This is a genomic window from Halovenus anhuiensis (assembly GCF_037080055.1).
In the GTDB taxonomy this organism is placed as follows: Archaea; Halobacteriota; Halobacteria; order Halobacteriales; family Haloarculaceae; genus Halovenus.
The window spans coordinates 348,341-375,078 of sequence record NZ_JBAOJI010000002.1; the positions used below are offsets into that span (position 1 = coordinate 348,341).

Below are 26,738 nucleotides of genomic sequence, written 5' to 3' on the forward strand. Positions count from 1 at the left end.
AACGAATTTCGAGTTTGCATCTGCTACTCGCACGTTGGATCCGGGTCGGCCAACGGGGACGGCGGCCATGAGTATTTCACAGATGTGCCATAAATTACCATATGCCGACGTTCGCAACAACCGACAACGTGAGCCTCTATTACGAGGACAGAGGGGAAGGGAAGCCAATCGTACTCATTCACGGCTGGACCTGTAATCGGCACTTTTTCGAGGCACAGACGGCCTCACTCAGAGACGAGTACCGCGTCATTTCGGTGGATCTCAGAGGACACGGGGATTCCGAATTCCCACAGGATGGGTTGACTATGGACCGCCTCGCGACCGATGTCGAGGAACTCCTCGACTATCTGGGCCTCGAGTCCGTCTCACTCGTCGGCTGGTCGATGGGGGTCCACGTCATCTTCGAGTACGTTCGCCAGCTCGGGTGCGAACGCCTCGACCGCGCTGCACTGATCGATATGTCCCCGAAACTGATAACTGACGAACAGTGGGATCACGGGTTATACGGCGGGTTTAGCCACGAGGAGAATCTCGACACGCTCGCGACGTTCTCCTCGGGTTGGGAGCGCGTCGCCGGTGATATCTTCCGGGAGTTGCTCGACACCCTCTCCGAAGAACAACTCGACTGGGTGATCGAAGAGAGCGCGAAGACACCGACGAACACCGCAGTCAATCTCTGGATTGCGATGGTGACGAATGATTACCGGGAGATGCTCTCCGACATCTCCGTGCCGACGCTCGTCACTTACGGGGAGGAGAGCAACCTCTACACACCGGAGACAGCCGACTACATCGCGGCACAGATCCCGGACTCGAAGCTTATTGGCTTCTCGAATGTCGGCCACGGCATCCCGCTGGGCGCGGCAGACGAGTTGACAGCGGAACTCAGGACGTTCCTGTGAGGGCAGGGCGAGACCACAGCGTTGAAACGATATCCCGCGGTAGTACCGCTAATGACGCTTCGAGTGACGAACTCCCTGTCCGGCGAGCGCGAAGCCTTCGAGCCACAGGACCCCGATTCTGTCTTGCTGTATTACTGCGGGCTGACGACTTCCGACCCGGCCCATCTCGGCCACGCCCGCGGGTGGGTCCACGTCGACGTGATGCACCGCTGGCTCGATTGGCTCGGCTACGACGTTCGTCACGTCGAGAACTTTACGGACGTAAACGAGAAAATCGTCGCCCGCGTCGGCGAAGACGGCGACAGCGAGGGAGACGTTGCGGAGTCGTACATCCGTGCGATCATCGAGGACATGCGGGGGCTCAACCTCAAGCGCGCAGAGGTCTATCCCCGCGTCTCCGAGCACGTTCCGGAGATTATCGACCTCGTACAGCGTTTGATCGACCGCGGCTACGCCTACGAATCCAACGGCTCCGTGTACTTCGACGTGACCAACTTCGAGGAGTACGGGAAGCTCTCGAACCAGGAAGTCGAGGAGATGGAAGCCCAGGGCACTCCCGACGAACAGTCGGAAAAGCGCAACCCTGCCGACTTCGCGCTCTGGAAGGCCGGCGGCGTCGACCCCAGCGCAATCGAGGATCACCAGCACGACGCAGCCGCTCCAGCCGAGGAGGCCTGCGAGACGGCCCAGACGTGGGACTCGCCGTGGGGCGAGGGTCGACCTGGCTGGCACATCGAGTGCTCGGCGATGAGTATGACCCACCTCGACGAGACCATCGACATCCACGTCGGCGGGCAGGATCTGGTCTTCCCGCATCACGAAAACGAGGTAGCCCAGAGCGAGGCCGCGACCGGCGAGACGTTCGCTCGCTACTGGCTGCACGTCCGCCTGCTGGACGCCCCCGACGACGAGAAGATGTCTTCCTCGCTGGGCAACTTCGAGACGGTCGCCGAAGCACTCGACAACTACGGCCCGAACGTCGTCCGAACCTTCCTGCTCTCGACGGCCTACCACAGTCCCGCCACCTACAGTTCGGAGACGATCAGCGAGGCCGAGGCTCGCTTCGAGCGACTACAGCGAGGGTACGAGCGAGCGCGCGAGGCCCTCGACAGCACCGACGCCCGGACGAAAGTCGAAGACGAGGATCTGCGCAATGCCATCGAGACGACCCACGATGAGTTCGAGTCGGCGATGAACGACGACTTCAACACCCGCGGTGCGCTGGCGAGTCTGCGGGAGTTGACCGCCGCGGTCAACGCCCACCTCGACGACCACGACAAGTACGATTACGTCGGCCTGCGGGAAGCCATCGAGACCTACGAGGAGTTCGGCGGCGAGGTACTCGGACTGTCTTTCGGGACGGCCGCCGACGATGGGAACGTCGACATCGCCGGCGAGTTGGTCGAACTCGTGCTCTCGATGCGCGAGCAGGAGCGAGAAGCCGGCAACTACGAGCGCGCCGACCAGTTGCGCGACGACCTCGAAGCGCTGGGTGTCGAGGTGCAGGACACCGACGACGGCCCCGAATTCCGGCTCGAATAGCTGACGACGGGTCCGCTGGTCGTCACTGCGATCCAGTTCAGTCGACAGCTATTATTACGCAGAGATGAAAGCCCTCGGCATACGATGCCCCAGTGTGATTACTGTGAGGACTCCTTCAGTGACGAGGAGTCGTATCTCGGCCATCTGGCGGCCGAACACGAGGGGGAACTGAGCCGGATCGACCAGCGCCGAATCGACGCACAAGGAGGGTCCTCCACGGACTCGGGGATGGGCTCGAACGCCAAGGTTGGCCTCGCGGGCCTGAGTGTCGTCATGCTCCTGGCAGTCGCGCTGACCGGCTATCTCGTCGTCACGGGTGGTAGCTCCGGCGACGGGCCGACCGATCAGGGTGCGGTCCACGAACACGGCACGATGGCAATCACCATCGACGGCGAACAACTCGACCTCACCGGTCCCGAATTCTCTCAGGGCGACAGCGCCTTTCATTTCCACGGCAACGAACAGCAGAAGTACGGCGATTACGTCTGGCACAAACACGCCCGCGGCTTTACCCTGCAGTACGCGCTGGAAACGCTCGGAATCGAGGTTAACGACGCGGGGACTGAACTGACCTACAACGGAACCACCTACAGCGAAGACGACTCGGGGACCAGCATCGATATCGAGGTCGACGGCGACTCGGTCGACCCCGGCAGCCACGAGGTTGCCGGTGTCCCCGACGAGGCTGCGGCCGCCAGCGGAGAGGGCCAGGACATCGTCGTCAACGTCACCACTGCGAGCTAACTGTCCACAGCGGTTTTGCGCGCTCGGCCGCTACTGGCGGTCGTGCGGGAATTCGGCTTCGAGCTATCGCTGTGTGCCCATCTCGAAAGCGAGCGCTCGGGACTCGTGAGCCGCCAGCTTGGCACCTCCTGTCACGGCAACCGTGTGATGGACATCGTCTGTGTCACGCCGGGCCCCGAGTTCGACGAGCGCCGGGCGATCACCGAGCAGACGATTCCGCCGGCAGCCATCGAGAGCCAGGCCGGACCGGGGACCGCCCGCCCGTGGCGTGAGGCCTACGACGGCCACCCCGACCGCGGCGAGGAAGTGCTGGAAGCGGCCGTCGACTGTGGGTTCTTCGAGCGCGAACGACGGCGAGGACGGGCGTACGTCCGCCAGACCGTGCGCTATCCCGACTGGTACGACCGACTGATCGGTATCGAGAACAAACCCGACCTCGGCAACCCCGGCGCGCTCGAAACCCAGCTACTCACGGATGCGAAACTGGCGCTGCTCGACGAGGTGGTGCTCGCGACGGAATCGTACGTCACCGGCGCACACGAACACCGGATTCCCGATCCGATCGGAATCTGGCGATTCGACCCCGAGACCGGGGGGCGTGAAGTGGTCCGCGAACCCCAGAAACTTCCTGTCGACCAGTCTGGTATCGAACTCGTCGAGCGCCGTACCGCCCGGACAGATATCGAGGTGGTCGACCCCGCGGACATCGAGCGCCAGCGCCGACGCGTCGCCGAGCGGGCCTACGGCAAAGGCTGGCGGACCTACGACCTCCCGCCGTGCAGTCGGATCGACCCCGACGACGCTGGTCTCCCAGTCTGCCCGTGGCACGGCAGCGTCGTCGACCCGGCCCGGACCTGTGGCGAGGACTGCGCCGGCTACGAACCGGCCGATCCACCCGGTATCGACCTCGATGGGATCCGTGCCGAGCGGTCGCTGTGGGATCCCGATCCGGAGGGGAAACAGCGGCGACAGAGCGGACTCGACCGATTCCGGTGAATCCGGAGCATTATGTGCCTGCCGGCCGATAACGCGGCCATGACACCCGACCCGGCGGTCACCACGGACCGCCACGAACGACCCGCGGAACTCTTGCAGGACCTCGTCCGCTTCGAGACGGTCAATCCGCCCGGCAACGAGCGCGACTGTATCGAGTGGATCGACGACCTGCTGACGGCCTACGGCGTCGAAACGGAAACGTACGCCAACGATCCCGAACGACCGAATCTCCTCGCGCGGATTCCAGGTGGGGACGCGGCCCCGCTCATGCTGTACGGCCACGTCGACGTGGTGCCGACGACCAATCAGGAGTGGACTCACGACCCCTTCAGTGGTGCCGAAGCGGACGGCTACATCTGGGGGCGGGGGACGCTCGATATGAAAGGCGGCGTGGCGATGTACCTCGCCGCCTTCTGTCGACTCGCGGCCGCGGACGTGACGCCCGCCGGCGATATTCTCCTCCTGATTGTCTCCGACGAGGAGGCCGGCGGTGACGAGGGACTCGGCTGGCTTGTCGACGACCACCCGGAACTGTTTGCGGACGTGGAGTACGCTATCGGCGAGTTCGGCGGCTTCGAGTTCGACGTGGCTGGCGTCGAGACGTATCCGGTCCAGACTAACGAGAAACAGGTCTGCTGGCTCGAAGCCACTTTCCGAGGCAATAGCGGTCACGCCTCCTTCCCGACGCCGGACACGGCGATGGGGAAGATGGCCTCGTTCGTCGAAGCCGTCGACGGCAATCGCCTGCCGGTGAATATCACGCCCAGCGCCGAGCAGATGATCGACTCGGTCGCCGAGGAACTCGACGGCGAGCGCGCGGCACAGTTCCGCGGCCTGCTCGACCCCGACCGGACCGACGACATCCTCGACGAGATGGGCGAGGAAGCCCGCATGTTCGACGCCATCCTGCACAACACCGCCAACGTCACCAAAGTCCACGGCGGCGACAAACAGAACGTCGTCCCCGAGGCGGTGACGGTTTCGCTGGACTGTCGGCTCGTCCCCGGCGAAGAGCCCGAGGATGTCATCGCCGAGTTGACGGAGTTGACCGGGATGGAACCGGAGTACGAGATCATTCGGTTCGACTCTGGTCCGCCGGCGGCGGATCTGAGCTACTTCGACGAACTGGCAGAGACTCTCGAATCTGCAACCGACGGCGTGGCGATTCCGCTGCTGATGGCCGGGGCGACTGACGGCCGCCACCTCGCCAGGGTCGATGTCCAGAGCTACGGCTTCACTCCGATGCAACTGGGTGATCTGCCCTTTCTCGATCTGGTCCACAGCGGCGACGAACGCATCCCCGCCGAGACGGTTGCGTGGGGGGCGGACCGGGTCTACGAGGCGGTTACCGAGTACGGTCCATAGCGGCGAACCGTGAGGAATCGACGGCTCCGGGTTAGTTATCTCTCAGCCGTTCGAGTCCCGTGAAGACTGTCGCGAAAGTGACTCCACAAGCGATTCCGAGTATTGTTCCCCAGAGCAGCGACCCACTTCCGATGAGAACAGACATACCCGCGTAGACGGCACCGGGAACGACCGCGAGAGCGAGCCACCGAAGCACAGGACGGGCTCGGAACCATCGGTCGATCTGTTCGTTTATCTCCCGAACGCTGCCGAGCACGGCGTACAGTACTGTCTTCTAATTGAAAAATATAGTTATGAGTCCATCTGAGCCATCGCGAGTGGCGGCGGTATCCAAAGACAGTTTATTCCGCAGCCCTACCCTGAAATATGGCTGTCGCAACCGAGATTCGGAATAGCGTCAAGGCCCGTCCGCTCGCCGTGACGGTGTTGCTGTCGGTGATCGGCTACGTCTTCGTCGTCGGCACCTTTGCCGGCGTGTTCGATTTCTATCCGACGCTGTCGGCCGAGCAGGTCCGACTGTCGGCCCATCTGATCGCCGTCATCAACACGCTCGCGCTGGCCGCGCTGCTCGTCGGCGTCCACTTCGTCAAGAAGGGCGAGTACCGAAAACACCAGACGGCGATGCTCACCGCCTTCACGCTGATTCTGCTCTTTCTGGTCGTCTACCTGACGAAAGTCGGCGGCGGCTTCGAGCGCGAAATCGTCGGCGCACCGACGGGCATCTACGAGGCCTACTTGGCGATGCTCGCGATTCACATCCTGCTGTCGATTGTTTCGGTCCCCGTGGTCATCTACGCCGTCGTGCTGGGGCTGACCCACAGCTTCGCCGAACTCAAGGATACGCGGAAGGCGCTTGTGGGTCGAATCGCCGGCGGTGCGTGGATTCTCAGCCTCGCACTGGGGATCATCACCTATCTCATGCTCAACCATATCTACGGCGCTCAGCCCCGCGAACCTCGGGGTGAACTGCTTCTGTTGGCGACCGGGACCGTCGGTCTTCGCCATCTTCTCTCGCAGGCCCGGGCGCGAGTTGCCGACCTGTTCTGACGCTGTCGGCCCGCGTCGCGGATTTGAGCGGGCGACGCTCCTACCCGACAGTGTTTAATATGTCCGTTTCGTACAGCCGAACTGTAATGTCGGAAGTCTGCTCGACGTGCGGGCTGCCCGAGGAGCTTTGCGTCTGTGAAGACGTGGCCAAAGACTCCCAGGAAATCAGCATCCGCATCGACGAGCGCCGTTACGGAAAAGAGGTAACGATTATTGAAGGCTTTGACCCCAACGACGTCGATATGGACAGTCTGTCGTCGGACCTGAAATCCAAGTTCGCGTGCGGGGGGACCGTCGACGACGGCCAGATCGAACTCCAGGGTAACCACCTCGGACGGGTCGAAGATTTCCTCCAGGATAAAGGGTTCAACGTTGCCTAACTAGTATTTTCCGTGGCTGTCGCCCGTTGACGCCACTGTGTTGTGCGGACCAGCGTTCTCAGACAGCGACAGCTCCGTTCAGAAGAATTTGAACAGGTCATCTCGCTCGGCCTCGTGGAGATGCTCCCGGATCGCGTCGTACAGCGGCTGAACGCTCCCGCGTTTGGCGCTGATCGGCGCAATCGTCTCGTCGTACTGCTGCCACGGCGGCAACAGGCCGAACCGATCCGCGATGTCGTCGAGTCGTTCGTCCCGATTGTCGACTTTGTCCATCTTGTTGACCGCGAGCACGGGTGGAATCCCGACATCGCGGAAGAAGTGATACAGTTCGACGGTGTGCGGGATCGAATCCGGCCCGGTGTGGCGGTCGATGATGTCGATGGCCGCTTTCCCGTCGAGAACGATGACGCCAGCCAGAATTTTCTCGGCGTACTCCTCGACGTAGCGGACGATGTCGGTCCGGATCTGTTCCTGCACGTCGTCCGGGACGCCTTTCATGAACCCGAAGCCGGGCAGGTCGGTGATGACGAAATCCTCAGAGGCCCAGTCGTAGTGATTGGGCTCGCGGGTCACCCCCGGCCGTTGGCCCGTATCGAACGTGTGGCCGGTGATCTCCCGCATCAGCGTCGATTTGCCGACGTTGGATCGGCCAGCGAGGACAATCTCGCTTTCTCGATCCGGTCGTGTCTCGAACATAGCCGTCGCTACGTCGGGCGTGGTGAAATGTCGTCCGAAAAGATGCGGCGATTCAGCAGTTTCGAGGCGGAGCCTCCGGCCTCAAGGAGTGAGCGAAGTGAACGAGTAGGCGGGAGAGGACAGCGAGGCGCTCCGCGCCTCGGGCCGTGCGAGCGGGCCTCCGGCCCGAGCGCAGAAGCCGACGACTCCGACACAGATCACGGACTGTAGCCGCTCTTTCTCCCCAATGTTTAATAAACCACCGACCACACATCTGATGTATGGAGGTGCGCCGGACTGTCCCGGTGAAACTCGATGTGGGCAGCGACGACGCCGCACTTCTCCGCGAAACCGTTGACGAGTTTTTGTGGGCCGCGAACTACGTCGTGGACCACGCGTGGCAAGGCGACTACAAGACCACGAGCAAGGCCCAATTGCAGGAAGAAACCTACGACGACGTGCGTGAACAGACGCGGTTGCACGCGAATCTCGTCCAGAACGCCCGCAACAAGGCCGCCGACGCCGTACAGAGCGCCGTCGCTCGCTGGAAACAGGGCGAGTATGCTGGCAAACCACACTTCTCGAAGCCGACTGCCGTCTACGACAAGCGGTGTGCCACGTTCCACGACGAGTACGTGTCGCTCGCGACCGTCGACGGACGCATTGAAATCAAGTACGTCCTGCCCGACGCAGACCGCGACACACCTCACAGCCGGTATCTCGACAACGACAACTACGAGGTGACAGGCGCAGAACTCCACAACACGGACGGCGAGTGGTTCCTTCATCTCCGCACAAAGGCGGAGATGGAGTCCGACACACCGGAACAGGCAACGACCGGGCACAGCACAGTCCTCGGCGTTGATCTCGGCGTGAATCAACTCGCCGTCACTTCGGCGGGCACGTTCTGGAGCGGTCACAAGTTCGACCACTGGCGACGGGAGTACGAGAAACGGCGTGCCTCGCTCCAGCAGTGTGGCTCGCGTCACGCCCACGAGAACATACAGGCTGTCGGGCGCAAAGAGACGGGTCGGTTCAAACTGATGCTCCACCGGATTGCGGACGGGCTCATAGAAGAAGCCGCCGAAAATGGTTGTACGGTCATCGCCTTCGAGAAGTTGACCGGCATCCGCGACCGCTTCTCGGGTGCCTCGTGGGGGCACAAGTGGGCCTTTGAGCGGTTGTACGAGTACGTCGAATACAAGGCCGAACTCCACGGCATCGACGTAGAGCAGGTTGACCCGGAGAATACGTCACGCCGTTGCTCACACTGTGGGTTCACGCACCCGGACAACCGCGACGGTGAGGAGTTCGCGTGCCTGAAATGTGGCTACGAGAACCACGCCGACTACAACGCGGCGAAAAACATCGGACTGCGGTATCTCCGCCGGAACCAAACTGGGGACGGCGGAGGCGCACCTGTAGGCGTGCGCTTAAATCGCGGGATGTTGAACGCGAACGGAGGATATGAGCCTCCTGCCGGGGATTCCGGCCAGAGTGAGAGTCCACGCGAAAGCCCCACCCTCAACGAAGCGAACGGCGAAGCCGTGAGCGAGTAGGGTGGGGTAGTTTACGCGTAGGTTTCTTCGAGGTACTCGACGATATCGTCGCTTTCGGGCATCCCTTCGATGCCGTTCTCTTTGTCGACCAGCACCGGCACGCCGGTCTGCCCGCTCACTTCTTCGACCTCGGTGCGCTCGCTGTGGGAGCTGGGCACCATGTGAGACTCGTATTCGAGGTCGAGTTCGTCGAGTTTGTCGATCACTTTCGCGCAGTACGGACAGCCTTCGAGTTCGTAGAGTTCGAGATTTGCCATCGCCAAAACTAGGTGCCCCAGACTCAAGAATCGGACGGTACTGTCCCTCTCACGCACGACCGCCATTGCCATGACGAATCGCTAAAGCCCCGGCTACGGAGTGTCTAAAAAATGGTGAAGAGTGTTGTGTGTCGCTGTGAGCGACGGGTTCGTTCGTATTACAGTCGAACGACGTTTGCTGCGCGAGGTCCTTTCGGGGAGGACTCAATATCGAATTCGACTTCGGTCCCCTCCGTGAGGTCCTCTCCGCCCACATCCTCCATGTGGAAGAAGACATCTTCGTCCTCGTCGAGGTCGCCGTCGTCAGTCGAAATGAAACCGTAACCGCCTGTGTCGTTGAAGAAATCAACCTTACCGTTTGCCATTACAACATAACGTTGGGCGGTGGGAGGTATAACCCTTCCGAGAGTCGCGGTACCACGACTCCTGACTTGCGAGACACCTGCAACGAGTCGTGCCGTCGTTCAGATTGCGGCAGTCGGGGCACTGTTGCAGCTAAATACTTACGGCGTGGTCACGAGTGATACAGTGCATCGCCATGAAATCGTGTCAGAACTGTCAGACGGTCATCGACGAGTATCTCCTCGATAAACAGCTCGAACCCTTGCGTGAGCTTACGGCTGACGACTTCAGTGTCTGTGCGGACTGCACGACGATCGTCGCGGATGCATGCGTGGAGTGCGGCGGTGCGGTGTACGTTCCCAGAAGCAAATCGATCACCCCGGACTACTGCCCGGCGTGTCGGGCTGATCTCATCGAGCGTACCGGTCAGGACCCCGGCTGGACGTGTGACCACGTCTCGACCTGAGATCTGCGACTCGCGCGGATCTCCGCTCCGCGGACTATTCGAGCGAGTCGCGAGCAGGTATCGGGTTCTCGACCACAGGTGGCCTTTGTCGACACTCACTTTTCTCCAGTCGACCGACCGAGATCCCGATGCTTACAAGCGGGCGGCGAGCGAATCGAGGGTATGGACAGCGCGGAACTGCTCGATATCATCGAACAAGAGGTACAGACCGAACTCTCCAGACTCGGCTCGTCGAAATCGCTGTACGCCGACACCGAGGGGGACATGGACGCCGAACCCGTGCTCCGCGCCGCTGCGGACAACGCCGCCACTGCAGCCGAGACCTTCGAGGGCTGGGACGGCGAGGTGTTCGCCGACGCCGCCGAACACGCACGGAGTCACTACGACGACATCGTCGCGGAACTCGACGACCACGAGACCGGCGATCCGCCGGCCGCCGTCACGGCCCTCGCCGAGGCTGACGGGGAAATCGCCCAACTCGGTGCGACTGTCGGCTGGACGCTCGTCGTCGAACGCAAGAGCACCCAGTCGAGTGGCTACTTCACCGGCCAGGCACAGCCAGGCACCGCGAGCACGTTCCGCTCGTTCGGCGACGACTACGACGCGATCCGCGAGGCCGCACTCGACGTGCTGGACGACGCCTGCGACTCCGAGGCAGAGTACGAACAGGCACAGGACGCGGCGACGGCCGTCATCGAAGCAGCCTACGACGAGTACTTCGAGACGCTGGAGTCGCTGGGAATGAACCCCAAGCCGGTCTGCTAAGCCGACACAGGCCACGCCGGCGCTTCCGGTGATCGACCGGTCCAAAGTCCCCGTTGCAGTCATCCAAGCCTTTTTGTAAGTACGATTGAAATAGCAGCTCGGCATCTGGATCTGGAGAAGACATCGAGAGCCTGCCGTAGCGGCATCGACCACTGCAAAACGCTGGACGCCCACAGCCACACGTTAATGACCGACACTCACACTGAGGGGGGTACCCTACTGGCCGACATCGAACCGATCGTTGATCACGACTCACTCCGCGACCGCGAGGAGATTGCGTTCCACGAGGAGACGGATGTTGTCGATGCTGCTGTCGTCGACCAGATAGACGAACTCGGCGACCTTGCGGCGGCAGGAATCACGAACTCCGACGGAAAACTGCTGTTCCGCCGGCTTACTGATACCTGCTCGTGGAAGATACCCGTCGCCACCGCTGCTCCCGACGAGGACTACGCCGCCGAACTCAGAGATCACGTCGAGGAGACGATTGGCTTCTCACTCAGGCTCGACGACATCGTCGGCACCTGGGAGTTCACCGTCCGGACCGAAGACGACGAGCAAACCGCATCGCGGGCGTTCGTGGCCTTCAGTGCAGCACCCGTCTCCGACAGCTACGACCTCGCGGCGGCGACGCCGGAAGACGACCCGGTCGAGGAGGCTGCGTGGTTCAGTTCGCCGCCCGAGGACGCGGACCTCATTCCGGGAACCGATCAGTTCCTCGACTGAGAAAGGCGACGACGCTCACTGGGCCTAAAACCGAACTTCTGCATTCTTTCCGCAGTCGCTACGAATCGGTCCCGAACCCGACCTGCTCCGCGTCCGCGAGTGCGCGCTCGCGTGCGCTGTCGATATCAAATTCTCTGACGATCTTTCCATCTCGAATCAGCGGTTCGAGCAACTGCTCGCCGCCCTCCGGCCCCTCGTGGTCGGCCAGCCCGATGTGATGGCCTCCGTCTGGCGTCCGGTAGACCTGTTTTCGGCCGTCGAGTTTACCACGTTTGGCCGCCGGTTCGCCCTCGCGTTCGACGATATCGAGTGCGAAATCCAGCGGGTCGGCGTCGGTCATGTGGCCACCGACGCCGAATCCGTCGACGATACCGCGCAGTTCGCGGATCGATTCGGGTCCCATCCCGCCGCTCGCGAACATGCCGATATCTTCGTGGCCGCGGGCGTCGAGTTTCCAGCGGAGTTCCTTCAGGATGTGCGCGAAATCACCGCGGCGGGAGCCGGTCGTATCGATACGGACGCTGTCGAGGTCCTCGATGGCCTCGATTGCCCGAAGCGTCTCTTCGACCTCGTCGGAGTAGGTGTCACAGAGCGCGATGCGGGGCACCTCCGGCCCGACAGCCTCGTCGAAGGCCTGCCACGCCTGCTCCTGATTGTTGCGACCGAACGAGATGACCAGCGCGTGCGGCATCGTCCCGCCGGCCTCCCGGCCGAGCACCTTCGCCCCGGCGACGTTCGAGACGCCGTCCAGTCCCGCGATGAGTGCGGCACGTTCGAGCATCGGCGCGAGCGTCGGGTGGATGTGTCGACTCCCGAAACTCAACACCAGCGAGTCGGGGGCGGCCACTCGCGTCTCCAGCCCCGCGGTGGCCATTCCCGTGGGATGAGAGAGAAAGCCAAGCAGTGCGGTTTCCAGTCGACAGAATTCGAGATACGGCCCCTCGATACGCATCACTGGACCGCCGTCGAACAACTGGCCTTCCCGGATGGCGTCCACATCGATGGCCCGACCTTCGAGCAGGTGGGCAGCGTCTTCGATGCCCGCGAAGAGATTCCAGTCACCGCTGGGGAACTGCGAGGCAGTCACCTCCGCGACGACGTGCGGGTTCTCTCCGGCGTACTCCAGCGCTTCGACTGTCCGGTCGAAGTAGGCGTCGGTGGCGTCTCCCGCCGCAATCGTCTCCGGCGAGAGCATATCGAACGAGGTCATGACCGACTGTTCGGCGGGTACCCGGGAAAAGATTGCGTCGTTACGTTCCGTGAATCTCGTCGAGCGCCGCCCGGTCGGGGCCGCCGACGATCCGGACCCGGTCGCCATCGACGACTACCCGGTATGCGCCCGCGAAACTACCGTCCTCGATGATGTAGTCGTTCGCTCCGCGGGCCAAGCCGCCGTTTCTGGTCAGCACCTGCTCGAACGCGTCGGCGAACTCCTCGGCTTCCTCGCCGTTCTCCCAGGCGAGTTCCCAGACGTAGCCGTACTCGGTGCCACTGTGGTAGGGAACGATCCGGTCGCCCGTCCAGCCACGCACCGCCGGGTGATTGTATCGGCGCGGATTCTCGTTGTCGGCCACGCCGTTGGCCGCGAGCATGGCGTACAGCGACGCTGCGCCGAGGCTGTCACCGGTTGGCTCTTGATCGAACCGCTCCCACTCGGTCGTCGACCGGTCGGGAATCGTGATCACCGTCGGCTCGGAGACGCCGTCGCTGTCGATGATTTCGGCAGTCGTCCGCGGCGGATTCTCGTGGCGCTCGTTGACGGCCTCCCACCCGCCCGATTCCTTGAGTTCCTGCACGTAGGTCGGACCCTGCCGGTACGGCTGGGCGATGATCAGCGAAATCTCTTCGGCCAGTCGCGGCGGATCGCTCGATTCACCGCCAGCCTCCTGTTCGGGGCGGATACAGTCCCACTGCTTGCACCACTCGTCGAGATAGAGGTGCGCGACGAGGTCGGCCTCGCCCTCGATCAGCGTATTGTACGCCGCCTGCTCGTCCCGGGTCGACTGGCCGAATTCGAGGCCGTAGCGCTGATCTTGTAGCGCGTGGGTCAGTTCGTGAACCAGTGTGTCCTTGTTCACTGTCGCCGTCTCAGAGTCACTGATGATGACGATTTCGTTCGTTCCGGCACGATAGAACCCCTGTGCCGCGTTGCCGAAGGCCTCGTCGACCTCTTCGGCGGCGTCGCGCTCCTCACCGACCAGAAACAGCGCCCGCCAGATCTGGTTCTCCCACCCCGGATCCGTCGGGCTCGTCTGACTCTCGCGTTGCTGTCGGTACTGTTCGCGGTCGATGATCTCCACGTCGACTGGTTCCTCGTATTTCAGCTTTCGGACGGCCTCGATTCTGGCCATCGTCCGGTTGACGAACTGTTCGAGTTCCGCCTCCGAGAGTCCGTCCGAGGCGTCGATATCTAGGTCGTCGTCGTAGGCGACACCGCCGACCTCGCCGTAGCCGTCGGGGACCTCGCGCTCGGCCGTCCCGCCGGGGAGGATCGTACTACAGCCTGCAAAGACCACGAGGAGGGCAACGGCGACGACTAGGACCCCAGGGCGGGAGCGGCCCGACATCTATCTGAATTTAGCACGCGACGAAAATAAGCGCCGCGTTCGCTTTTTTAGCACTCGCTCCCAACAGTTCGCGTATGAGCTTCGATCCCGACCAGACGGCAGTGGTAATCGTCGATATGCAAAACGGCTTCTGCCATCCCGACGGGAGCCTCTACGCGCCGGGCAGCGAGGCGGCAATCGAGCCCTGCAGCGACCTGGTCGCACAGGCCCGCGATGCCGGCGCGGCTGTCATCTACACGCGAGACGTGCACCCGCCCGAGCAGTTCGAGGGCGCTCACTACTACGACGAGTTCGAGCGCTGGGGCGAACACGTCGTCGAGGGCTCCTGGGAAGCAGAGATCGTCGACGGACTCGACGTTCGTGAGGAGGATCACGTCGTCGTCAAACACACCTACGACGCCTTCCACGAGACCGACCTCGAAGGCTATCTCTCGGCGCACAACATCAAGAATCTCGTCTTCGGCGGCACGCTCGCGAACGTCTGTGTCCTTCACACCGCGGGCAGCGCCGGCCTGCGGGATTACCGGCCAGTGCTCGTCGAGGATGCAATCGGCTTCATCGAGGAGGACGACCGCGAGTACGCCCTCGATCACGCTGACTGGCTGTTCGGTGAGGTGACCGATCTCGACTCGGTTACTTTCGAGTGAACTGCACTCACTCCTGGCCGCCGTCGGCGGTGAGTGAGGGTTCAGCCGGTTGGTCAGGCCCGGGCGCGGCGTGGTCGAAGGTGAGCGTCACCGTCGTCCCATCATCTGCCTCGAAGGAGAGGTCGCCGCTGGATTTGTCCATCACCCAGTAGACGAGCCACAGTCCGAGTCCGGTGCCGTGTTGTAGCTGTGTCTCCTCCTGATCGCGCAGCGTTTCGATCTCGTAGGATTCGATGCCGGGGCCGTTGTCCGTGATGTTGAGGTCGACCCGATCCCCGTTGCGCTCGATATCGATCAGGACGTGTGGGTTCTCCGCCGTATTGTACCGGGCAGCGTTGTCGATGACGTTGCGCAGCGCCCGGTCGATCTGCGGGACGGCGGCGACGTGGACGGTCGTTTCGTTGCAGAACTCGAAGGTGACCTGCTCGTACTCCTCACGGAAATCGTCGAGTAGCGTTTCTACCTCGGCCGTGAGATCCCGAACGACCCGTCGGTCAGTCTCGACGAGTTGTTCGATCGTCCGGGCTTTGGTCGTCCAGTCGAGAATCCGGTCCGTCTTCTCGACGATGGTCTCGTAGCGCTCGCGCTCCTCGGGGTCGTCCATGTCGGCCAGCAGTTCGGCGTTCGCCCGGACGACGTTCAACTCGTTGCGCAGGTTGTGCCGCAGAAACCGGCTCTGGAGATCTTTTAGCAGTTCGAGTTCTTCCTCGCGTCTGCGGAGCTCTGCCTCCTGAGTCTGTCGCTCGGTGATATCCCGACAGACCAGCACGCGCGCGAGGATATTGTCCCGGTAATCCGTGATCGGTGAACTGTTGACGTTGATCGCGCGAGACTCGCCGTCGATCACCATTTCGAGTTGCTGTTGGCCGCCCTGTGAGAGAATCGTCTCGATCTCGTCGGTCCCGAACAACTCCCCGGCGGACTTGCCGACCGGGGACCCTTCAACGTCGAAGGTCTCCCGCGTGGCGCTGTTGGTCGTGATGACCTCGTTGTCTTCGTCCAGCACGACGACCATATCTTCCATCTCTTCGAGGACAGTCTGTCGTGCCACGGGAATCGCATCGAGCAGCCGCAACCGGAACGTTGCGAACATCAACACTGCTGCTGTTCCGACGAAACTCACCGGGGTGAGATCGAACGGTGAGAGACCGAAATGGAAGGCGATGTTGACCGCTGCCGGGAGCAAAATTGCGACGAACACCGCCGCGAGCTGTCGCCGGTAACCCGTATTCGCCCGTAGCATCATCGATCCGAGCAGCCCCAGACTGGCGACCACGAATAGATACGAATACACCGTGTGCCCGATGAACGCCGGCGTTGCAATCAGATCGTATCCCCAGGGAACGGCCTCGTTGGCCCGAGCGCCGAACAGCACTCCTCGCGACGGCGACAGCGCGAGTCCGACCTCCAGCAGCGGAATGAACGAAAACACCCCGACAAGCCGCCAGTCGATGTATCGTTCACGGCCGGTATACTCCAGTCCCAGAAACAACATGCCGATCACCGTGATTTCGAGCCCGAGAATCCGAATCGCCATGCCGAACCCGGCGTAGGAAAGTGCTCGAAACTGAATCTGGACGAGTTCAGAACTGATCCAGATGACGATGCCGACGAACATCACGACAAGCGATGTCACGCCGCGTTTCTGCCGGTACTGCAGACAGTAATAGAGGAACCCAGCCGACACGCCAAGTCCTGCGAGTAACAGGGCCTGCAAGAGCAGAAACTCGGTCGTGAATACCCCCATCTCTTGATTGCTACTTGCTAATCTTATAAATTGATGTTGGCCGGAAAAATACGTTGACACTTCTGCTCTCCGGCCGCTCGGCGACGGTCCGGAACTTCAAGTCAGCCCACGCCGTACCGTCGGACATGTCGCGTTCGAGTGGAGAGATCGAGTACCGGCAGGCGACCGAGGCCGACTACGACGCCGTCGTCGAGTTTACCGAGGAGACGTGGTCAGATCTCGATGTCGAAGTGTCGGATTATTTGCCGAACGTCTACCACGAGTGGATCGACGGCGAGAACCGGCGGACTATCGTCGCAGACGCGGGCGATGCTATCGCCGGCATCGCACAGGTCGTCATGCTCTCCGACTGGGAAGGCTGGGCCCAGGGCATGCGGGTCAATCCGGCCTTCCGGGGCGAGGGTATCGGCCGGGATATCAACGATCGACTCTTCGCGTGGGCACGCGAGCGCGGCGCGACAGTCGTCAGAAATATGGTGTTCTCCTGGAACCAGGCCGGACTCGGGCAGTCCCGCGCGCTCGGATACGACCCGGTGACGGAGTTTCGCTGGCTCCAGCCCGATTCCGATGGGGGCGCGGTTTCGGACATCGACGCCTACCGTGGTTCGCCCGAGGCCGCCTGGACGTACTGGACGACCGCCGCGGCACGGGACCATCTCCGCGGACTCGCGCTCGACCCAGCGGAATCGTGGGCGGTGCGGGATCTCACTCGATCGATGCTCGCCGAGGCTGCCGACGAGAATCGGCTGTTGACCGTCTCCGGTGAGGATGGGACCCGCGGGTTCTCCTATCTCACCCGAATCGACGAGCGCGAGAGCGACCAGCGATTGGCCGAGTACGGCGTTGCAGCGTGGGACGACCTCGATGCGGGACGCGAACTGCTGGACGCGCTCGCGGCCGATGCGGCCGCCCGCGATGCCGAGACTGTTCGAGTGCTGATCCCGGAGACGCCGCGGTACGTCTCCGATGGCGCTCGGCTCCGTGCCGAGATCGGACAGACGCCGGATTTCGTTCTCGCGGCCGATCTCAGCGGGCCTGTTCACTGATCTGTCGCTGGTATGCGTAATTCTGCCACAATATTCATGTTCCTCCTTGGCAAACAGTGACGGAAGCCCTCTATGTCAGAGCGGACTACCCGCCCAGGTCCCGTCGTCGAGGTTGAATTCACCGTCCAAGACGCGACGTACCCGCTCTGTCGCGGCTCCGAAGAGGCGTGTTGCACCTTCGACCTCGCACAGATGGTTCCCCGTTCCGGTTCGGCGTACTCTGAATTCTTCCACATCTACGGAACCGAACCGGCCGCGATCCTAGATCTTGTTGACGACCGCGAGACGGCCGAAGCAACGCTTCTCGACAAATACGAACACGGCGGCCTGTTCGAGTTCGTTGTTTCGGGCCACTGTCCGGCCCATCGACTCGCCGAACTCGGTGCCCTCCCACAGACGGTCCGGGCCAGCGACGGCCGGGGGCGGATCGTCGCCGATATCCCGCCGCGGCACGACCCACAGTGCATTATCGAGTCGTTTCTCGCGGAGACATCCGGAACGGAGTTCGTGATGAAACAGAAGAAACCCTCCGTCGGACCGCTTGCTTCCATGCCCGATCTTCGACAGTTGGTCAGAGACTATCTCACTGACCGGCAGTTCGAGGTAGTGCGGGCGGCTTACGAGGCGGGCTACTACGAGTGGCCACGCGAGGCGACCGGAGAAGAAGTCGCCGCTGAACTCGGCATTTCCTCGGCGACGTTCTCCGAACACATCCACGCCGCCGAACGGAATCTGCTGACCGCTCTGCTCGACCGGCCGCATCCGTAATCCGCTATCCGCGTATCGCTCGTGAGACGATTGTCCGTCCGTCTCCGTAGACGACGACTTTGCAGCTGCTGAACTGGAACGAGACGCGCGGAGACGACCCTTCATCACCCAGGTCGGGATCGCATAACGTGTTCAGCGCGTCCGGGTCGACCACATCGTACAGCGGATCCATCGCCTCCGGGTCCGCCCCCGTTAGTTTGCTTACTGCCCTGACGACGCTCTCGGCGGCTGTTTCGCTTTCTCCCCGAATGTACACCTGCTTCTCTCCGACTCCGTCGTTGCTCGGTGCTGTTCGGTTTGGTCCATCCACTGAGACTATTCTCCAGTTATTGTCCTTTTGATCGGGAGAAGGTTATGTTGCGTCCCTATACTTCAAGGCCCACCATCTTTTTCTGTCGTTCGAGAGAGCTTCGCTCTCTCGTGATGACGAAAGAGCGCTCCGCGCTCTTTCGAACCACGTCGGGTGTGCTTCGCACACCACTCGTCGCAAAAACATGGTCTTCACGAACGAAGTGAGTGAAGGCTCGGGAGAGCTTGCTCTCCCGGTGGTGAAAAAAGCCGCGAGCGTGCAGAGGCGCGCTCGCGGTGAGGTCAGACTAGTCCGAACCGCACCATCAACCCGCGCTCTCACGGCTTCGCCGTTCGAGTGAACCGAGACCTCCCTGCGGTCGGTCTCGCACTAATCCCACTGGACGCCAGGGTTCGTCACCGCGCCGTTGGCCGCAGAGCCGAAGTCCCGAACGTACTTCGCCAGCACGCCGTTGTCGTAGGCTGGCTCGACCTCGTACTCGTCGAGTCGCTGTTCGATTTCTTCGTCGGAGAGATCCACCGACAGTTCCAGTTCGTCGATGTCGATGGTCACCGTATCGCCGTCTTCGAGCGCGGCGATCGGACCGCCGACGTAGGCTTCCGGCGCGACGTGACCGATCGAAAAGCCACGTGTCGCGCCCGAGAACCGCCCGTCAGTGAACAGCGCCACGTCTTCTGCGTGACCCTGCCCGGCGACGGCGGAGGTGACACCGAGCATCTCCCGCATGCCGGGGCCGCCCTGTGGCCCCTCGTTTCGGATCGCAATCACGTCCCCGGACTCGACGTTGCCGTCCTGGACGTACTCCATCGCGTCTTCTTCGCGCTCGAAGACCTGCACCGGCCCCTCGTGGCGAAGGTGGTCCTCGCCGGTGATCTTGATGACTGCACCGTCGGGTGCGAGATTGCCGGTGAGGATGCGGATCGCACCGCGCTCGTGGATCGGATCGTCGACCGGGTGGAGATAGTCCACGCCGAGATCTTCGATCGCCGGCGGGTCGATCGCTTCCAGTTCCTCGGCGATGGTGTTCCCTGTCACCGTCAGCGCGTCGCCGTGGAGCAGGCCCGCGTCATTCAGCGCCTTCAGGACGACCGGCACGCCGCCGACCTCGTGGAGGTCGTTCATCACGCGCGTGCCGCCGGGCTGAAGGTTCGCAATCTTGGGCGTGCGCGCGCTGATTTCGTTGAACGTCTCGATGTCCAGATCGATCCCCGCCTCAGCGGCGAGTGCGAGGAGATGGAGGACGGCGTTAGTCGACCCGCCGATAGCGACCTGCAGGGCGATGGCGTTCTCGAAGGACTCTCGTGAGAGGAAATCAGAGGGTTTGCGCTGGGCCTCGATTGCCTCGATTGCGAGTTCGCCCGCGCGTCGCGCCTCCGCGTAGCGGGCCTCGTCCTCTGCAGGGGGTGAGGCACTGCCCAGCGGCGAGAAACCGAGCGCCTCCGAGATGGAGGCCATCGTGTTCGCGGTGAACATCCCGCCACAGGAGCCAGCGCCGGGACAGGCGTTGCGCTCCATCTCGTCGAGTTCTTCCGGTTCCATATCGCCGTCGGCGACGGCACCGACGCCCTCGAAGACGTTCTGGATCGTGATCTCGCGGCCGCCGTGCTCGCCGGGCATGATCGACCCACCGTAGAGGAAGACACTCGGCAGATCAGCGCGGATCGAGGCCATCATCATCCCCGGCATGTTCTTGTCACAGCCACCGATGGTGACCAGCCCGTCCATCCGCTCGCCGAAGGCCACGAGTTCGACCGAGTCGGCGATGATCTCCCGGGAAATGAGTGAAGCGCGCATCCCCTCGGTTCCCATAGAAATCGCGTCGGAGATGGTGATCGTCCCGAACTCGATTGGCATGCCGCCGGCGTCGTCGACACCCTCGTAGGCCGCGTCGGCCACGTCGTCGAGGTGGACATTACAAGGGGTGATGTCCGCGGCCGGGTTGGCGATGCCGATCATCGGCGCGGAGAGATCCTCGTCGTCGTAGCCCATCGCCCGGAACATCGCGCGGTGCGGGGCCTTATCGACGCCCTGTGTCACCTCGTTGCTCGGGAGATCTGGATCCTTCTCGTATCGTAACTCTTCGGATGGCTCCTCGTCGCTGCTCATACCCCTGTACTCGTCCCCGGCGAACTTAAACAGTGCTTTCGACGGGCGGCGACGGTTCAACACCCGTGATACGGCGGGCTGACCGCGCCTCGACTCTCCTCTGATGACCCACCCGAGAGTCCCCTCCGTGCAGTCATGTTACACGATGTCATGCTTTTCTCACACTTGCTGGAGTATTACATCTACCACAGGGCCGGAAAATGCTGCATTTGCCCACTGCGGGGCGCGGAGCGCGTCGAGCAGACGGTACGTGAACAACCCTCTATCGACCCGTGTCAACGCCCGACAGGAACGGTACGAAGACTCAAATAATGAGTATAAGGGACATTTATCATGATCTTTCATAACGTTTTTTTACACGCACCGATTCCGGACAAACGCCAAGCGAGTCGCGCCTGAAACGCGACACTACATACCAACTATGACACAAGACAACGACGGAGTTGACGAAGTTGCGTCCCGAGTCCAGAGCACGGATCCGTACATCCGTGATGTCGACAACGACGCAGCACGAGAACTGCGAGACAAACTGAACAACCAGGATTTCGTCTTCGCGCCTGGTACCTACCACGCGCTCGACGCCCGACTGGCCGAGATGGCCGGTCTCGACGCTGTCTACATGTCCGGTTACTCGACGGTCCTTGGCCAGTTCGGCTTCCCGGACCTCGAGATGGTCGACATGCGAGAGATGGTCGAGAACGCGAAACGGCAGGTTGAAGCGACGAATCTGCCGATCATCGCGGACTGTGACACTGGCTACGGTGGCATCCACAACGTCCGCCGAGCAGTCCGAGAGTACGAGAAAGCAGGCGTTGCTGCGGTCCACATCGAGGACCAGACGACGCCGAAACGCTGTGGTCACATCGCCGGCAAGCAGATCATCTCGCGAGAGGACGCCGAAGCGCGATTCTCCGCTGCTGTCGACGCCAAACAGGACGACGACACCATCATCATCGCCCGAACCGACGCCTACGGCTCGGCCAACGGTGACTGGGAAGAGCACCTCGAGCGAGGCCGAATCTACGCCGACGCCGGCGTCGACCTCGTCTGGCCCGAGATGCCCGACCCGTCCCGCGAGGACGCTGTCGAGTACGCCGAAACGCTTCACGAGACCCACCCTGACCTGAAACTGGCCTTCAATTACTCCAGTTCCTTCGCCTGGAGTGAAGAGGAGGACCCACTCACGTTCAAAGAGCTGGGCGACCTCGGTTACAAATACCAGTTCATCACCCTGTACGCCCTGCACAGTGGCGCACACGCAGTCTACGAGGACATGGTCAACATCGCCGAGAACGACGAAGAGGCCCAGTGGGACCTCGAAGACCGCTACCTCGGTCACCCGACCGAAAGCCACCACGAGCTTTCGTTCGTCCCGCGCTTCCAGGAGATCGAAGCCGACTTCGATCCGGACGCGAAGCAGCGACAGGAAGACTCTGCTGGCTTCAGCGACGAGGAAGAAGAAGCAGTCATCACCAGCGACAACGACGACTGACGACGGATATTGACGACTCTTTGACGGACAGCACTTTTCGCTGTCTTTTTTCGCTCGCGTAGCCACCGCTGTCTCCAACTCGACTCCGGCACGTCTGAGCGCCCATCTGTGGCCGAGCGCCGGCGAAACAGCATTGGTTTATTGGTGGCGGCGTGAAGCATCCGTATGAGCGAGGAGTCACATCAGGAACTCGGGATCACCGAGTCGAAAGAACACAGTACGGGCGACTGGTACGCGGAGGTCGTCCAGAAGGCGGGGTTGGCCGATTACGCGCCGATGGGCGGCTTCATCGTCACCAAGCCCCGCGGGTACGCAATCTGGGAGCGAATGCAGGACTATCTCGACGGCTGGTTCAAAGACACCGGCGTCCAGAACGCCTACTTCCCACTGTTCATCCCCGAGAGTTATTTGGAAAAGGAGAAAGATGTCGTCGAGGGCTTCGACCCCGAAGTCGCGTGGGTGACCCACGGCGGCTACGACGAACTCGAAGAGCGACTCGCCGTCCGACCGACCAGCGAGTCGATCATCGCACCGTTCATGGCACAGTGGATCCGCTCGCACCGCGACCTGCCGATGCGACTCAACCAGTGGTGTTCGGTCGTCCGCTGGGAGGCCACCGAGACCAAACCGTTCTTCCGCACCAAGGAGTTCCTCTGGCAGGAGGGCCACACCGCCCACAAGGAGATGGACGGCGCGTGGGACGAGACGATGACCCGACTGGAGCAGTACGAGCGACTCTACAAGGACATCCTCGCCATCCCGCCGCTGGTCGGTCGCAAGCCCGAACACGACAAGTTCCCCGGCGCACATACCACCACGACCACCGAGGCACTGATGCCCGACGGTAAGAGTGTCCAGGGCGCGACCTCTCACTACTTGGGCACCTCCTTCGCCGAGGCCTTCGATATCACCTACGCCGACGGCAGCGAGGAAGATCAGACCGCACATACCACCTCGTGGGGACTCTCGTGGCGGGCGATGGGTGCGCTGATCATGACTCACAGCGACGACCAGGGACTCGTCCTCCCGCCGACGCTCGCGCCTGAACAGGTCGTCATCGTGCCGATCTGGCAGGAAGACAACAAGGAAGAGGTCGTCGACTACGCCGCCGACATCGAGGAGGCGCTTTCCGATGCGGGCGTGCGCGTCCACCTCGACGACCGCGAGAACCGCAACCCCGGCTTCAAGTACAACGAGTGGGAGCTACAGGGGGTCCCCCTGCGGATCGAGGTCGGTCCCAACGAAGTCGACGAGGAGACCGCAACGCTGGTCCACCGACCGGACGGCGAGAGCGAGACGGTCGACCGCGCTGGACTCGACGAGACGGTCGACGACCATCTGGAGACCATCTTCGCGAAACTGTACGCGAATGCGGAGGAGACCCTCGACGGCGCGACGCGAGAAGCGGAAAGCCGCGAGGAGATCCTCGGCACTATCGGCCAGCACGGCGGCTACGTGAAGTGCGGCTGGTGTGGGGACGAGGACTGTGAGGAACCGATCAAAGAGGCGATTGCGGCGGAAATCGTGATGGTCCCGCTGGATCGCGACGAGGAACCGATTCACGACGACTGCGCGATCTGTGGAGAGGACGCCGAGGAGACGGCCTACTTCGCACGGACGTACTGACAATTAGGCTGCGGGTTCGTCGACGACGCGTGCGAAGGCGACGTTCTGTTTTACCTGTTCGATTTCGACGGTCGGCTGATCGCCCGGTTCTGCGCCCGGAACGATCACGACGTAGCCGCGTTCGACCTTGGCGATGCCGTCGCCCTGATCGCCGACAGATTCGATCTCGACGGATCGCACTTCTCCCTCGTCGACCGGCGGTTCGGGTCGCGGGCTGGTCTCCGCCTGATTCTCGTCGGTCGTCGACTGCTCCGGTTCGGGCTGTCGGTCGGTCTCGGCGTCGTGTGGCAGGACAGCGATCCGGTAGGTTTCGCCGGGTGCGGCCGCCTCGTGCTCGATCTCGGATTCTGGAATCTCGATATAATATCTATTCTCGCGTTCTTCGACAGTGGCAGTGAACAAACTCTGCAGAGAGTCGGGAATCTCAACCATACAGTAATTTCCTGTTCGGGCGGTACTCTCATTAATTTTTGCAGGCCAGGGTTAGCTATCTGACACGTACTCGGCATGTTCTCGCTCCGAGCAGGGACGAATATGTTCGGGGCAATCGCTGTCGGAATCGAGTACATTCGTTCGGATATGAACGGTATCCGCTCGCTCATCGGTGACGGGGAGACTGACTTCGGCGACGAGACGACCTTCGAGCCCGAGTACATCCCGGAACCCGGCTCGTTCCTGCTGGGCCACGACGTGCTCGACGGGAAGCGCCACGTCCAGTTTCACCAGATCACGGCCGAGATCTTCGAGGAACGCGGCGTCTACGACATGACCTTCGGTTACAATCTCGCGAAACTGAACCGCGACACCCGCCACACTGAGGCGGGGTATCGCTACGCCGTCGACGCTGAGGACCCCTCCGTTCTTCGGGCGGAGTTTTCCCCGACGACGGAGTTCTGTCCGCAAAGCGATACGCTCACCAAAGGCTCCTTCCGGGCGTGGAACGCACTCTCGGACCGCCACGAGTACGATCTCGTCCGGGTGCGTGTCGCCGAAACCCACCAGCAAAGCGAGGCTGTCAACGAGACGCTGGCCGAGATGGAACGACAGTACGAGGAGACGGGTGAGATCGAAGCCGTCGAAACGGACGAGGAGATTCCGGAACCGACCATTGAGCAAGAGACCGACCCCGAAGCTCCCTTCTAATTGTCTGACTGACAGCCCGCCCCGACGTTTATATTCTGACCGCGGGTCGGTGTGTGCATGAACGATCCGATTGGCGCAACCGCGACAGAGATCGCAGATGCGATCAGAGCCGGAGACATCTCCGCCGAGGCGGTGCTGGACGCTCATCTCGACCGCATCGCCGACCACGACGACCTGAACGCCTTCGTGACGCTGATCGAAGAGTCGGCTCGTGAGCAGGCCCGCAGCGCCGACGAGGCCGCCGACGCGGGCGAGGATCTCGGCCCGCTGCACGGCGTCCCTGTCGCGATCAAAGATCTCATGCAACGCAAGGCCGGCGTGCGCAACACGCTCGGCCTCGCGCCGCTTTCCGATCACGTTGCCGAGACTGACTCCGTCACGGTCGAACGGCTGGAGGCGGCCGGCGCGGTCATCCTCGGCACGACTAACACGCCCGCGCTGGGGCACACGATCAAGACGGACAACAGACTGCAGGGCTCGACACCGACGCCCTTCGATTACGAGCACTCCGCGGGCGGCTCCTCCGGTGGCTCCGCAGCGGCGCTGGCGGCCGGCCTCACGACGATTGCTACCGGATCGGATATCGGCGGCTCGTTACGCATCCCGGCCTCCTGCTGTCACGTCGCCAGCATCAAACCCACCTTCGGCCGCGTGCCCTCCGAGAGCGAGGGGCTGGACCGCTTCAACGATCACTCGCCGTTCATGGTCCTCGGCCCGCTCGCTCGCACGGTCGAAGACGTGGCGCTTGCGTACGATCTGCTGGCCGGCCCCGACGACCGCGACCCCTTCAGCGTGCCCGACACACCACCTGTCCGCGATCAGATCGACCGTCCGGCCGAGGAGTTTTCGGCGGCGTACAGCCCGAATCTCGATTTGCAGCCAGTCGATCCAGACGTTCGAGCGATTGTCGGCGATGCGGTCGACGACCTCGCCAGTGCCGGAGTCGCCGTCGACGAACGCGACCCGGATCTCCCCTCCTACGCCGATCTCAGTCAGGCCTACATGGCACAGGTCGGACTCTCCTTCGCCGCCATCGCCACCCAGATCGAAGAGCAGTTCGACATCGACTTCGATACCGCCGATGTCGTCGATACCGTTCCCTCGACGATTGCGCTCGGGAAAGACGCCGACGCGCTCGAAACCCAGCTGAAAAACGTTCCCAGAACTGCCGCATACGACGCTATCGAGGCAGTACTCGACGATTACGACGTACTCGTCACGCCGACGCTGACGGTCCCGCCGTACAGCCGGGATCTCGCAAACGGCTACCCGACCGAAATCGACGGCGAGGACGTGATGGGTGTGCCGACCGACCAGATTCTCACGTGGGTATTCAACGTGACCGGCCACCCGGTCGCATCCGTTCCCGCCGGTCGGACCGACGACGGGCTCCCTGTCGGACTACAGATCGTCGGGAGTCGTTACGCCGAGGCCGACGTGCTGGCCGTCGCCAACCATCTCGAAGCGGTCCGGCCGTGGGCAGGGGAATATCCGTTCACCACCGAGTAACAGGCCGTCTC

Annotated in this window: 27 protein-coding genes; 18 read left to right on the plus strand and 9 right to left on the minus strand. The window is 62.3% G+C overall.

Features of this window, described 5'->3' with window-relative positions:
• The first annotated feature begins 101 nt into the window (after positions 1-101).
• The 7 genes from V8P86_RS07615 (at position 102) to yciH (ending at position 6,976) form a co-directional block, all read left to right on the plus strand.
• The gene (locus tag V8P86_RS07615; protein WP_336326654.1) at positions 102-902 is read left to right on the plus strand and encodes an alpha/beta fold hydrolase; all 801 of its coding nucleotides are present in this window, start codon (positions 102-104) and stop codon (positions 900-902) included.
• 51 nt (positions 903-953) lie between these two features.
• Positions 954-2,444 (plus strand): cysteine--tRNA ligase, encoded by a 1,491-nt coding sequence (gene cysS, locus V8P86_RS07620; protein WP_336326655.1) that lies wholly within the window; start codon positions 954-956, stop codon positions 2,442-2,444.
• A gap of 84 nt (positions 2,445-2,528) precedes the next feature.
• Positions 2,529-3,188 (plus strand): hypothetical protein, encoded by a 660-nt coding sequence (locus tag V8P86_RS07625; protein ID WP_336326656.1) that lies wholly within the window; start codon positions 2,529-2,531, stop codon positions 3,186-3,188.
• A 42-nt stretch (positions 3,189-3,230) separates the two neighbouring features.
• Positions 3,231-4,184 (plus strand): DUF5787 family protein, encoded by a 954-nt coding sequence (locus V8P86_RS07630; protein WP_336326657.1) that lies wholly within the window; start codon positions 3,231-3,233, stop codon positions 4,182-4,184.
• Between the two features lie 39 nt (positions 4,185-4,223).
• The gene (locus V8P86_RS07635) at positions 4,224-5,549 is read left to right on the plus strand and encodes a M20/M25/M40 family metallo-hydrolase (protein ID WP_336326658.1); all 1,326 of its coding nucleotides are present in this window, start codon (positions 4,224-4,226) and stop codon (positions 5,547-5,549) included.
• A gap of 366 nt (positions 5,550-5,915) precedes the next feature.
• Positions 5,916-6,596 carry a DUF420 domain-containing protein gene (locus tag V8P86_RS07640; protein WP_336326659.1) on the plus strand — a complete coding sequence of 227 codons (681 nt, stop codon included), beginning with the start codon at positions 5,916-5,918 and terminating at the stop codon, positions 6,594-6,596.
• An 86-nt stretch (positions 6,597-6,682) separates the two neighbouring features.
• Entirely contained in the window at positions 6,683-6,976 is a 294-nt protein-coding gene (yciH, locus tag V8P86_RS07645; protein WP_336326660.1) for a stress response translation initiation inhibitor YciH, read from the plus strand.
• Between the two features lie 78 nt (positions 6,977-7,054).
• Here the strand turns inward: yciH and engB are convergent, their stop codons facing one another.
• A complete protein-coding gene (gene engB, locus V8P86_RS07650) occupies positions 7,055-7,672 on the minus strand; it encodes a GTP-binding protein EngB (RefSeq protein ID WP_336326661.1) in 618 nt (205 codons plus the stop codon).
• Positions 7,673-7,932: 260 nt separating this feature from the next.
• Between engB and V8P86_RS07655 the strand changes: the two genes are divergently transcribed.
• Complete coding sequence (locus V8P86_RS07655; RefSeq protein ID WP_336326662.1) at positions 7,933-9,210, plus strand: RNA-guided endonuclease InsQ/TnpB family protein; 1,278 nt, start codon at positions 7,933-7,935, stop codon at positions 9,208-9,210.
• An 11-nt stretch (positions 9,211-9,221) separates the two neighbouring features.
• Here the strand turns inward: V8P86_RS07655 and V8P86_RS07660 are convergent, their stop codons facing one another.
• Both V8P86_RS07660 and V8P86_RS07665 read right to left on the minus strand, forming a co-directional pair.
• On the minus strand, positions 9,222-9,467 hold the full coding sequence (locus V8P86_RS07660; RefSeq protein WP_336326663.1) for a glutathione S-transferase N-terminal domain-containing protein: 246 nt from the start codon (positions 9,465-9,467) through the stop codon (positions 9,222-9,224).
• Between the two features lie 158 nt (positions 9,468-9,625).
• Positions 9,626-9,832 carry a cold-shock protein gene (locus tag V8P86_RS07665; RefSeq protein ID WP_336326664.1) on the minus strand — a complete coding sequence of 69 codons (207 nt, stop codon included), beginning with the start codon at positions 9,830-9,832 and terminating at the stop codon, positions 9,626-9,628.
• Between the two features lie 173 nt (positions 9,833-10,005).
• Between V8P86_RS07665 and V8P86_RS07670 the strand changes: the two genes are divergently transcribed.
• From V8P86_RS07670 to V8P86_RS07680, 3 genes are all read left to right on the plus strand, one after another.
• A complete protein-coding gene (locus V8P86_RS07670) occupies positions 10,006-10,275 on the plus strand; it encodes a DUF7571 family protein (protein WP_336326665.1) in 270 nt (89 codons plus the stop codon).
• Between the two features lie 162 nt (positions 10,276-10,437).
• The gene (locus tag V8P86_RS07675; protein WP_336326666.1) at positions 10,438-11,040 is read left to right on the plus strand and encodes a rubrerythrin family protein; all 603 of its coding nucleotides are present in this window, start codon (positions 10,438-10,440) and stop codon (positions 11,038-11,040) included.
• A 186-nt stretch (positions 11,041-11,226) separates the two neighbouring features.
• Positions 11,227-11,766 carry an NUDIX hydrolase gene (locus tag V8P86_RS07680; protein ID WP_336326667.1) on the plus strand — a complete coding sequence of 180 codons (540 nt, stop codon included), beginning with the start codon at positions 11,227-11,229 and terminating at the stop codon, positions 11,764-11,766.
• Positions 11,767-11,824: 58 nt separating this feature from the next.
• Here the strand turns inward: V8P86_RS07680 and V8P86_RS07685 are convergent, their stop codons facing one another.
• Both V8P86_RS07685 and V8P86_RS07690 read right to left on the minus strand, forming a co-directional pair.
• The gene (locus tag V8P86_RS07685; RefSeq protein ID WP_336326668.1) at positions 11,825-12,976 is read right to left on the minus strand and encodes a nicotinate phosphoribosyltransferase; all 1,152 of its coding nucleotides are present in this window, start codon (positions 12,974-12,976) and stop codon (positions 11,825-11,827) included.
• Positions 12,977-13,016: 40 nt separating this feature from the next.
• Entirely contained in the window at positions 13,017-14,333 is a 1,317-nt protein-coding gene (locus V8P86_RS07690) for an Hvo_1808 family surface protein (protein ID WP_336326669.1), read from the minus strand.
• Positions 14,334-14,407: 74 nt separating this feature from the next.
• Between V8P86_RS07690 and V8P86_RS07695 the strand changes: the two genes are divergently transcribed.
• A complete protein-coding gene (locus V8P86_RS07695) occupies positions 14,408-14,980 on the plus strand; it encodes a cysteine hydrolase family protein (RefSeq protein WP_336326670.1) in 573 nt (190 codons plus the stop codon).
• Between the two features lie 7 nt (positions 14,981-14,987).
• Here V8P86_RS07695 and V8P86_RS07700 read toward each other — a convergent pair whose 3' ends face one another.
• On the minus strand, positions 14,988-16,727 hold the full coding sequence (locus V8P86_RS07700) for a sensor histidine kinase (protein WP_336326671.1): 1,740 nt from the start codon (positions 16,725-16,727) through the stop codon (positions 14,988-14,990).
• Positions 16,728-16,852: 125 nt separating this feature from the next.
• On the opposite strand from V8P86_RS07700, the gene V8P86_RS07705 reads away from it, so the two are divergent.
• Complete coding sequence (locus V8P86_RS07705) at positions 16,853-17,773, plus strand: GNAT family N-acetyltransferase (RefSeq protein ID WP_336326672.1); 921 nt, start codon at positions 16,853-16,855, stop codon at positions 17,771-17,773.
• Between the two features lie 72 nt (positions 17,774-17,845).
• Entirely contained in the window at positions 17,846-18,541 is a 696-nt protein-coding gene (locus tag V8P86_RS07710; protein WP_336326673.1) for a helix-turn-helix domain-containing protein, read from the plus strand.
• Between the two features lie 4 nt (positions 18,542-18,545).
• Here the strand turns inward: V8P86_RS07710 and V8P86_RS07715 are convergent, their stop codons facing one another.
• A complete protein-coding gene (locus tag V8P86_RS07715) occupies positions 18,546-18,851 on the minus strand; it encodes a HalOD1 output domain-containing protein (protein ID WP_336326674.1) in 306 nt (101 codons plus the stop codon).
• A 369-nt stretch (positions 18,852-19,220) separates the two neighbouring features.
• Positions 19,221-20,957, minus strand: a complete 1,737-nt coding sequence (gene ilvD, locus V8P86_RS07720) for a dihydroxy-acid dehydratase (RefSeq protein WP_336326675.1) — start codon at positions 20,955-20,957, stop codon at positions 19,221-19,223.
• A 421-nt stretch (positions 20,958-21,378) separates the two neighbouring features.
• On the opposite strand from ilvD, the gene V8P86_RS07725 reads away from it, so the two are divergent.
• The gene (locus tag V8P86_RS07725) at positions 21,379-22,449 is read left to right on the plus strand and encodes an isocitrate lyase/PEP mutase family protein (protein WP_336326676.1); all 1,071 of its coding nucleotides are present in this window, start codon (positions 21,379-21,381) and stop codon (positions 22,447-22,449) included.
• Positions 22,450-22,614: 165 nt separating this feature from the next.
• On the plus strand, positions 22,615-24,075 hold the full coding sequence (proS, locus tag V8P86_RS07730) for a proline--tRNA ligase (RefSeq protein WP_336326677.1): 1,461 nt from the start codon (positions 22,615-22,617) through the stop codon (positions 24,073-24,075).
• A 3-nt stretch (positions 24,076-24,078) separates the two neighbouring features.
• Here the strand turns inward: proS and V8P86_RS07735 are convergent, their stop codons facing one another.
• A complete protein-coding gene (locus V8P86_RS07735; RefSeq protein WP_336326678.1) occupies positions 24,079-24,507 on the minus strand; it encodes a TRAM domain-containing protein in 429 nt (142 codons plus the stop codon).
• A gap of 147 nt (positions 24,508-24,654) precedes the next feature.
• Here V8P86_RS07735 and V8P86_RS07740 point away from each other — a divergent pair, with 147 nt between their 5' ends.
• Both V8P86_RS07740 and V8P86_RS07745 read left to right on the plus strand, forming a co-directional pair.
• On the plus strand, positions 24,655-25,218 hold the full coding sequence (locus tag V8P86_RS07740; protein ID WP_336326864.1) for a DUF7998 family protein: 564 nt from the start codon (positions 24,655-24,657) through the stop codon (positions 25,216-25,218).
• Positions 25,219-25,275: 57 nt separating this feature from the next.
• Complete coding sequence (locus V8P86_RS07745; protein WP_336326679.1) at positions 25,276-26,727, plus strand: amidase; 1,452 nt, start codon at positions 25,276-25,278, stop codon at positions 26,725-26,727.
• Positions 26,728-26,738 lie beyond the last annotated feature (11 nt).

What these genes read in the sequence shown, in the direction of transcription:
- V8P86_RS07615 (WP_336326654.1), top strand. Translation starts at nt 102, where the DNA reads ATGCCGACGTTCGCAACAACCGACAACGTGAGCCTCTATTACGAGGAC.
- cysS (WP_336326655.1), top strand. Translation starts at nt 954, where the DNA reads ATGACGCTTCGAGTGACGAACTCCCTGTCCGGCGAGCGCGAAGCCTTC.
- V8P86_RS07625 (WP_336326656.1), top strand. Translation starts at nt 2,529, where the DNA reads ATGCCCCAGTGTGATTACTGTGAGGACTCCTTCAGTGACGAGGAGTCG.
- V8P86_RS07635 (WP_336326658.1), top strand. Translation starts at nt 4,224, where the DNA reads ATGACACCCGACCCGGCGGTCACCACGGACCGCCACGAACGACCCGCG.
- V8P86_RS07640 (WP_336326659.1), top strand. Translation starts at nt 5,916, where the DNA reads ATGGCTGTCGCAACCGAGATTCGGAATAGCGTCAAGGCCCGTCCGCTC.
- yciH (WP_336326660.1), top strand. Translation starts at nt 6,683, where the DNA reads ATGTCGGAAGTCTGCTCGACGTGCGGGCTGCCCGAGGAGCTTTGCGTC.
- engB (WP_336326661.1), bottom strand. Translation starts at nt 7,672, where the DNA reads ATGTTCGAGACACGACCGGATCGAGAAAGCGAGATTGTCCTCGCTGGC.
- V8P86_RS07655 (WP_336326662.1), top strand. Translation starts at nt 7,933, where the DNA reads ATGGAGGTGCGCCGGACTGTCCCGGTGAAACTCGATGTGGGCAGCGAC.
- V8P86_RS07660 (WP_336326663.1), bottom strand. Translation starts at nt 9,467, where the DNA reads ATGGCAAATCTCGAACTCTACGAACTCGAAGGCTGTCCGTACTGCGCG.
- V8P86_RS07665 (WP_336326664.1), bottom strand. Translation starts at nt 9,832, where the DNA reads ATGGCAAACGGTAAGGTTGATTTCTTCAACGACACAGGCGGTTACGGT.
- V8P86_RS07670 (WP_336326665.1), top strand. Translation starts at nt 10,006, where the DNA reads ATGAAATCGTGTCAGAACTGTCAGACGGTCATCGACGAGTATCTCCTC.
- V8P86_RS07675 (WP_336326666.1), top strand. Translation starts at nt 10,438, where the DNA reads ATGGACAGCGCGGAACTGCTCGATATCATCGAACAAGAGGTACAGACC.
- V8P86_RS07680 (WP_336326667.1), top strand. Translation starts at nt 11,227, where the DNA reads ATGACCGACACTCACACTGAGGGGGGTACCCTACTGGCCGACATCGAA.
- V8P86_RS07685 (WP_336326668.1), bottom strand. Translation starts at nt 12,976, where the DNA reads ATGACCTCGTTCGATATGCTCTCGCCGGAGACGATTGCGGCGGGAGAC.
- V8P86_RS07690 (WP_336326669.1), bottom strand. Translation starts at nt 14,333, where the DNA reads ATGTCGGGCCGCTCCCGCCCTGGGGTCCTAGTCGTCGCCGTTGCCCTC.
- V8P86_RS07695 (WP_336326670.1), top strand. Translation starts at nt 14,408, where the DNA reads ATGAGCTTCGATCCCGACCAGACGGCAGTGGTAATCGTCGATATGCAA.
- V8P86_RS07700 (WP_336326671.1), bottom strand. Translation starts at nt 16,727, where the DNA reads ATGGGGGTATTCACGACCGAGTTTCTGCTCTTGCAGGCCCTGTTACTC.
- V8P86_RS07705 (WP_336326672.1), top strand. Translation starts at nt 16,853, where the DNA reads ATGTCGCGTTCGAGTGGAGAGATCGAGTACCGGCAGGCGACCGAGGCC.
- V8P86_RS07710 (WP_336326673.1), top strand. Translation starts at nt 17,846, where the DNA reads ATGTCAGAGCGGACTACCCGCCCAGGTCCCGTCGTCGAGGTTGAATTC.
- ilvD (WP_336326675.1), bottom strand. Translation starts at nt 20,957, where the DNA reads ATGAGCAGCGACGAGGAGCCATCCGAAGAGTTACGATACGAGAAGGAT.
- V8P86_RS07725 (WP_336326676.1), top strand. Translation starts at nt 21,379, where the DNA reads ATGACACAAGACAACGACGGAGTTGACGAAGTTGCGTCCCGAGTCCAG.
- proS (WP_336326677.1), top strand. Translation starts at nt 22,615, where the DNA reads ATGAGCGAGGAGTCACATCAGGAACTCGGGATCACCGAGTCGAAAGAA.
- V8P86_RS07735 (WP_336326678.1), bottom strand. Translation starts at nt 24,507, where the DNA reads ATGGTTGAGATTCCCGACTCTCTGCAGAGTTTGTTCACTGCCACTGTC.
- V8P86_RS07740 (WP_336326864.1), top strand. Translation starts at nt 24,655, where the DNA reads ATGAACGGTATCCGCTCGCTCATCGGTGACGGGGAGACTGACTTCGGC.
- V8P86_RS07745 (WP_336326679.1), top strand. Translation starts at nt 25,276, where the DNA reads ATGAACGATCCGATTGGCGCAACCGCGACAGAGATCGCAGATGCGATC.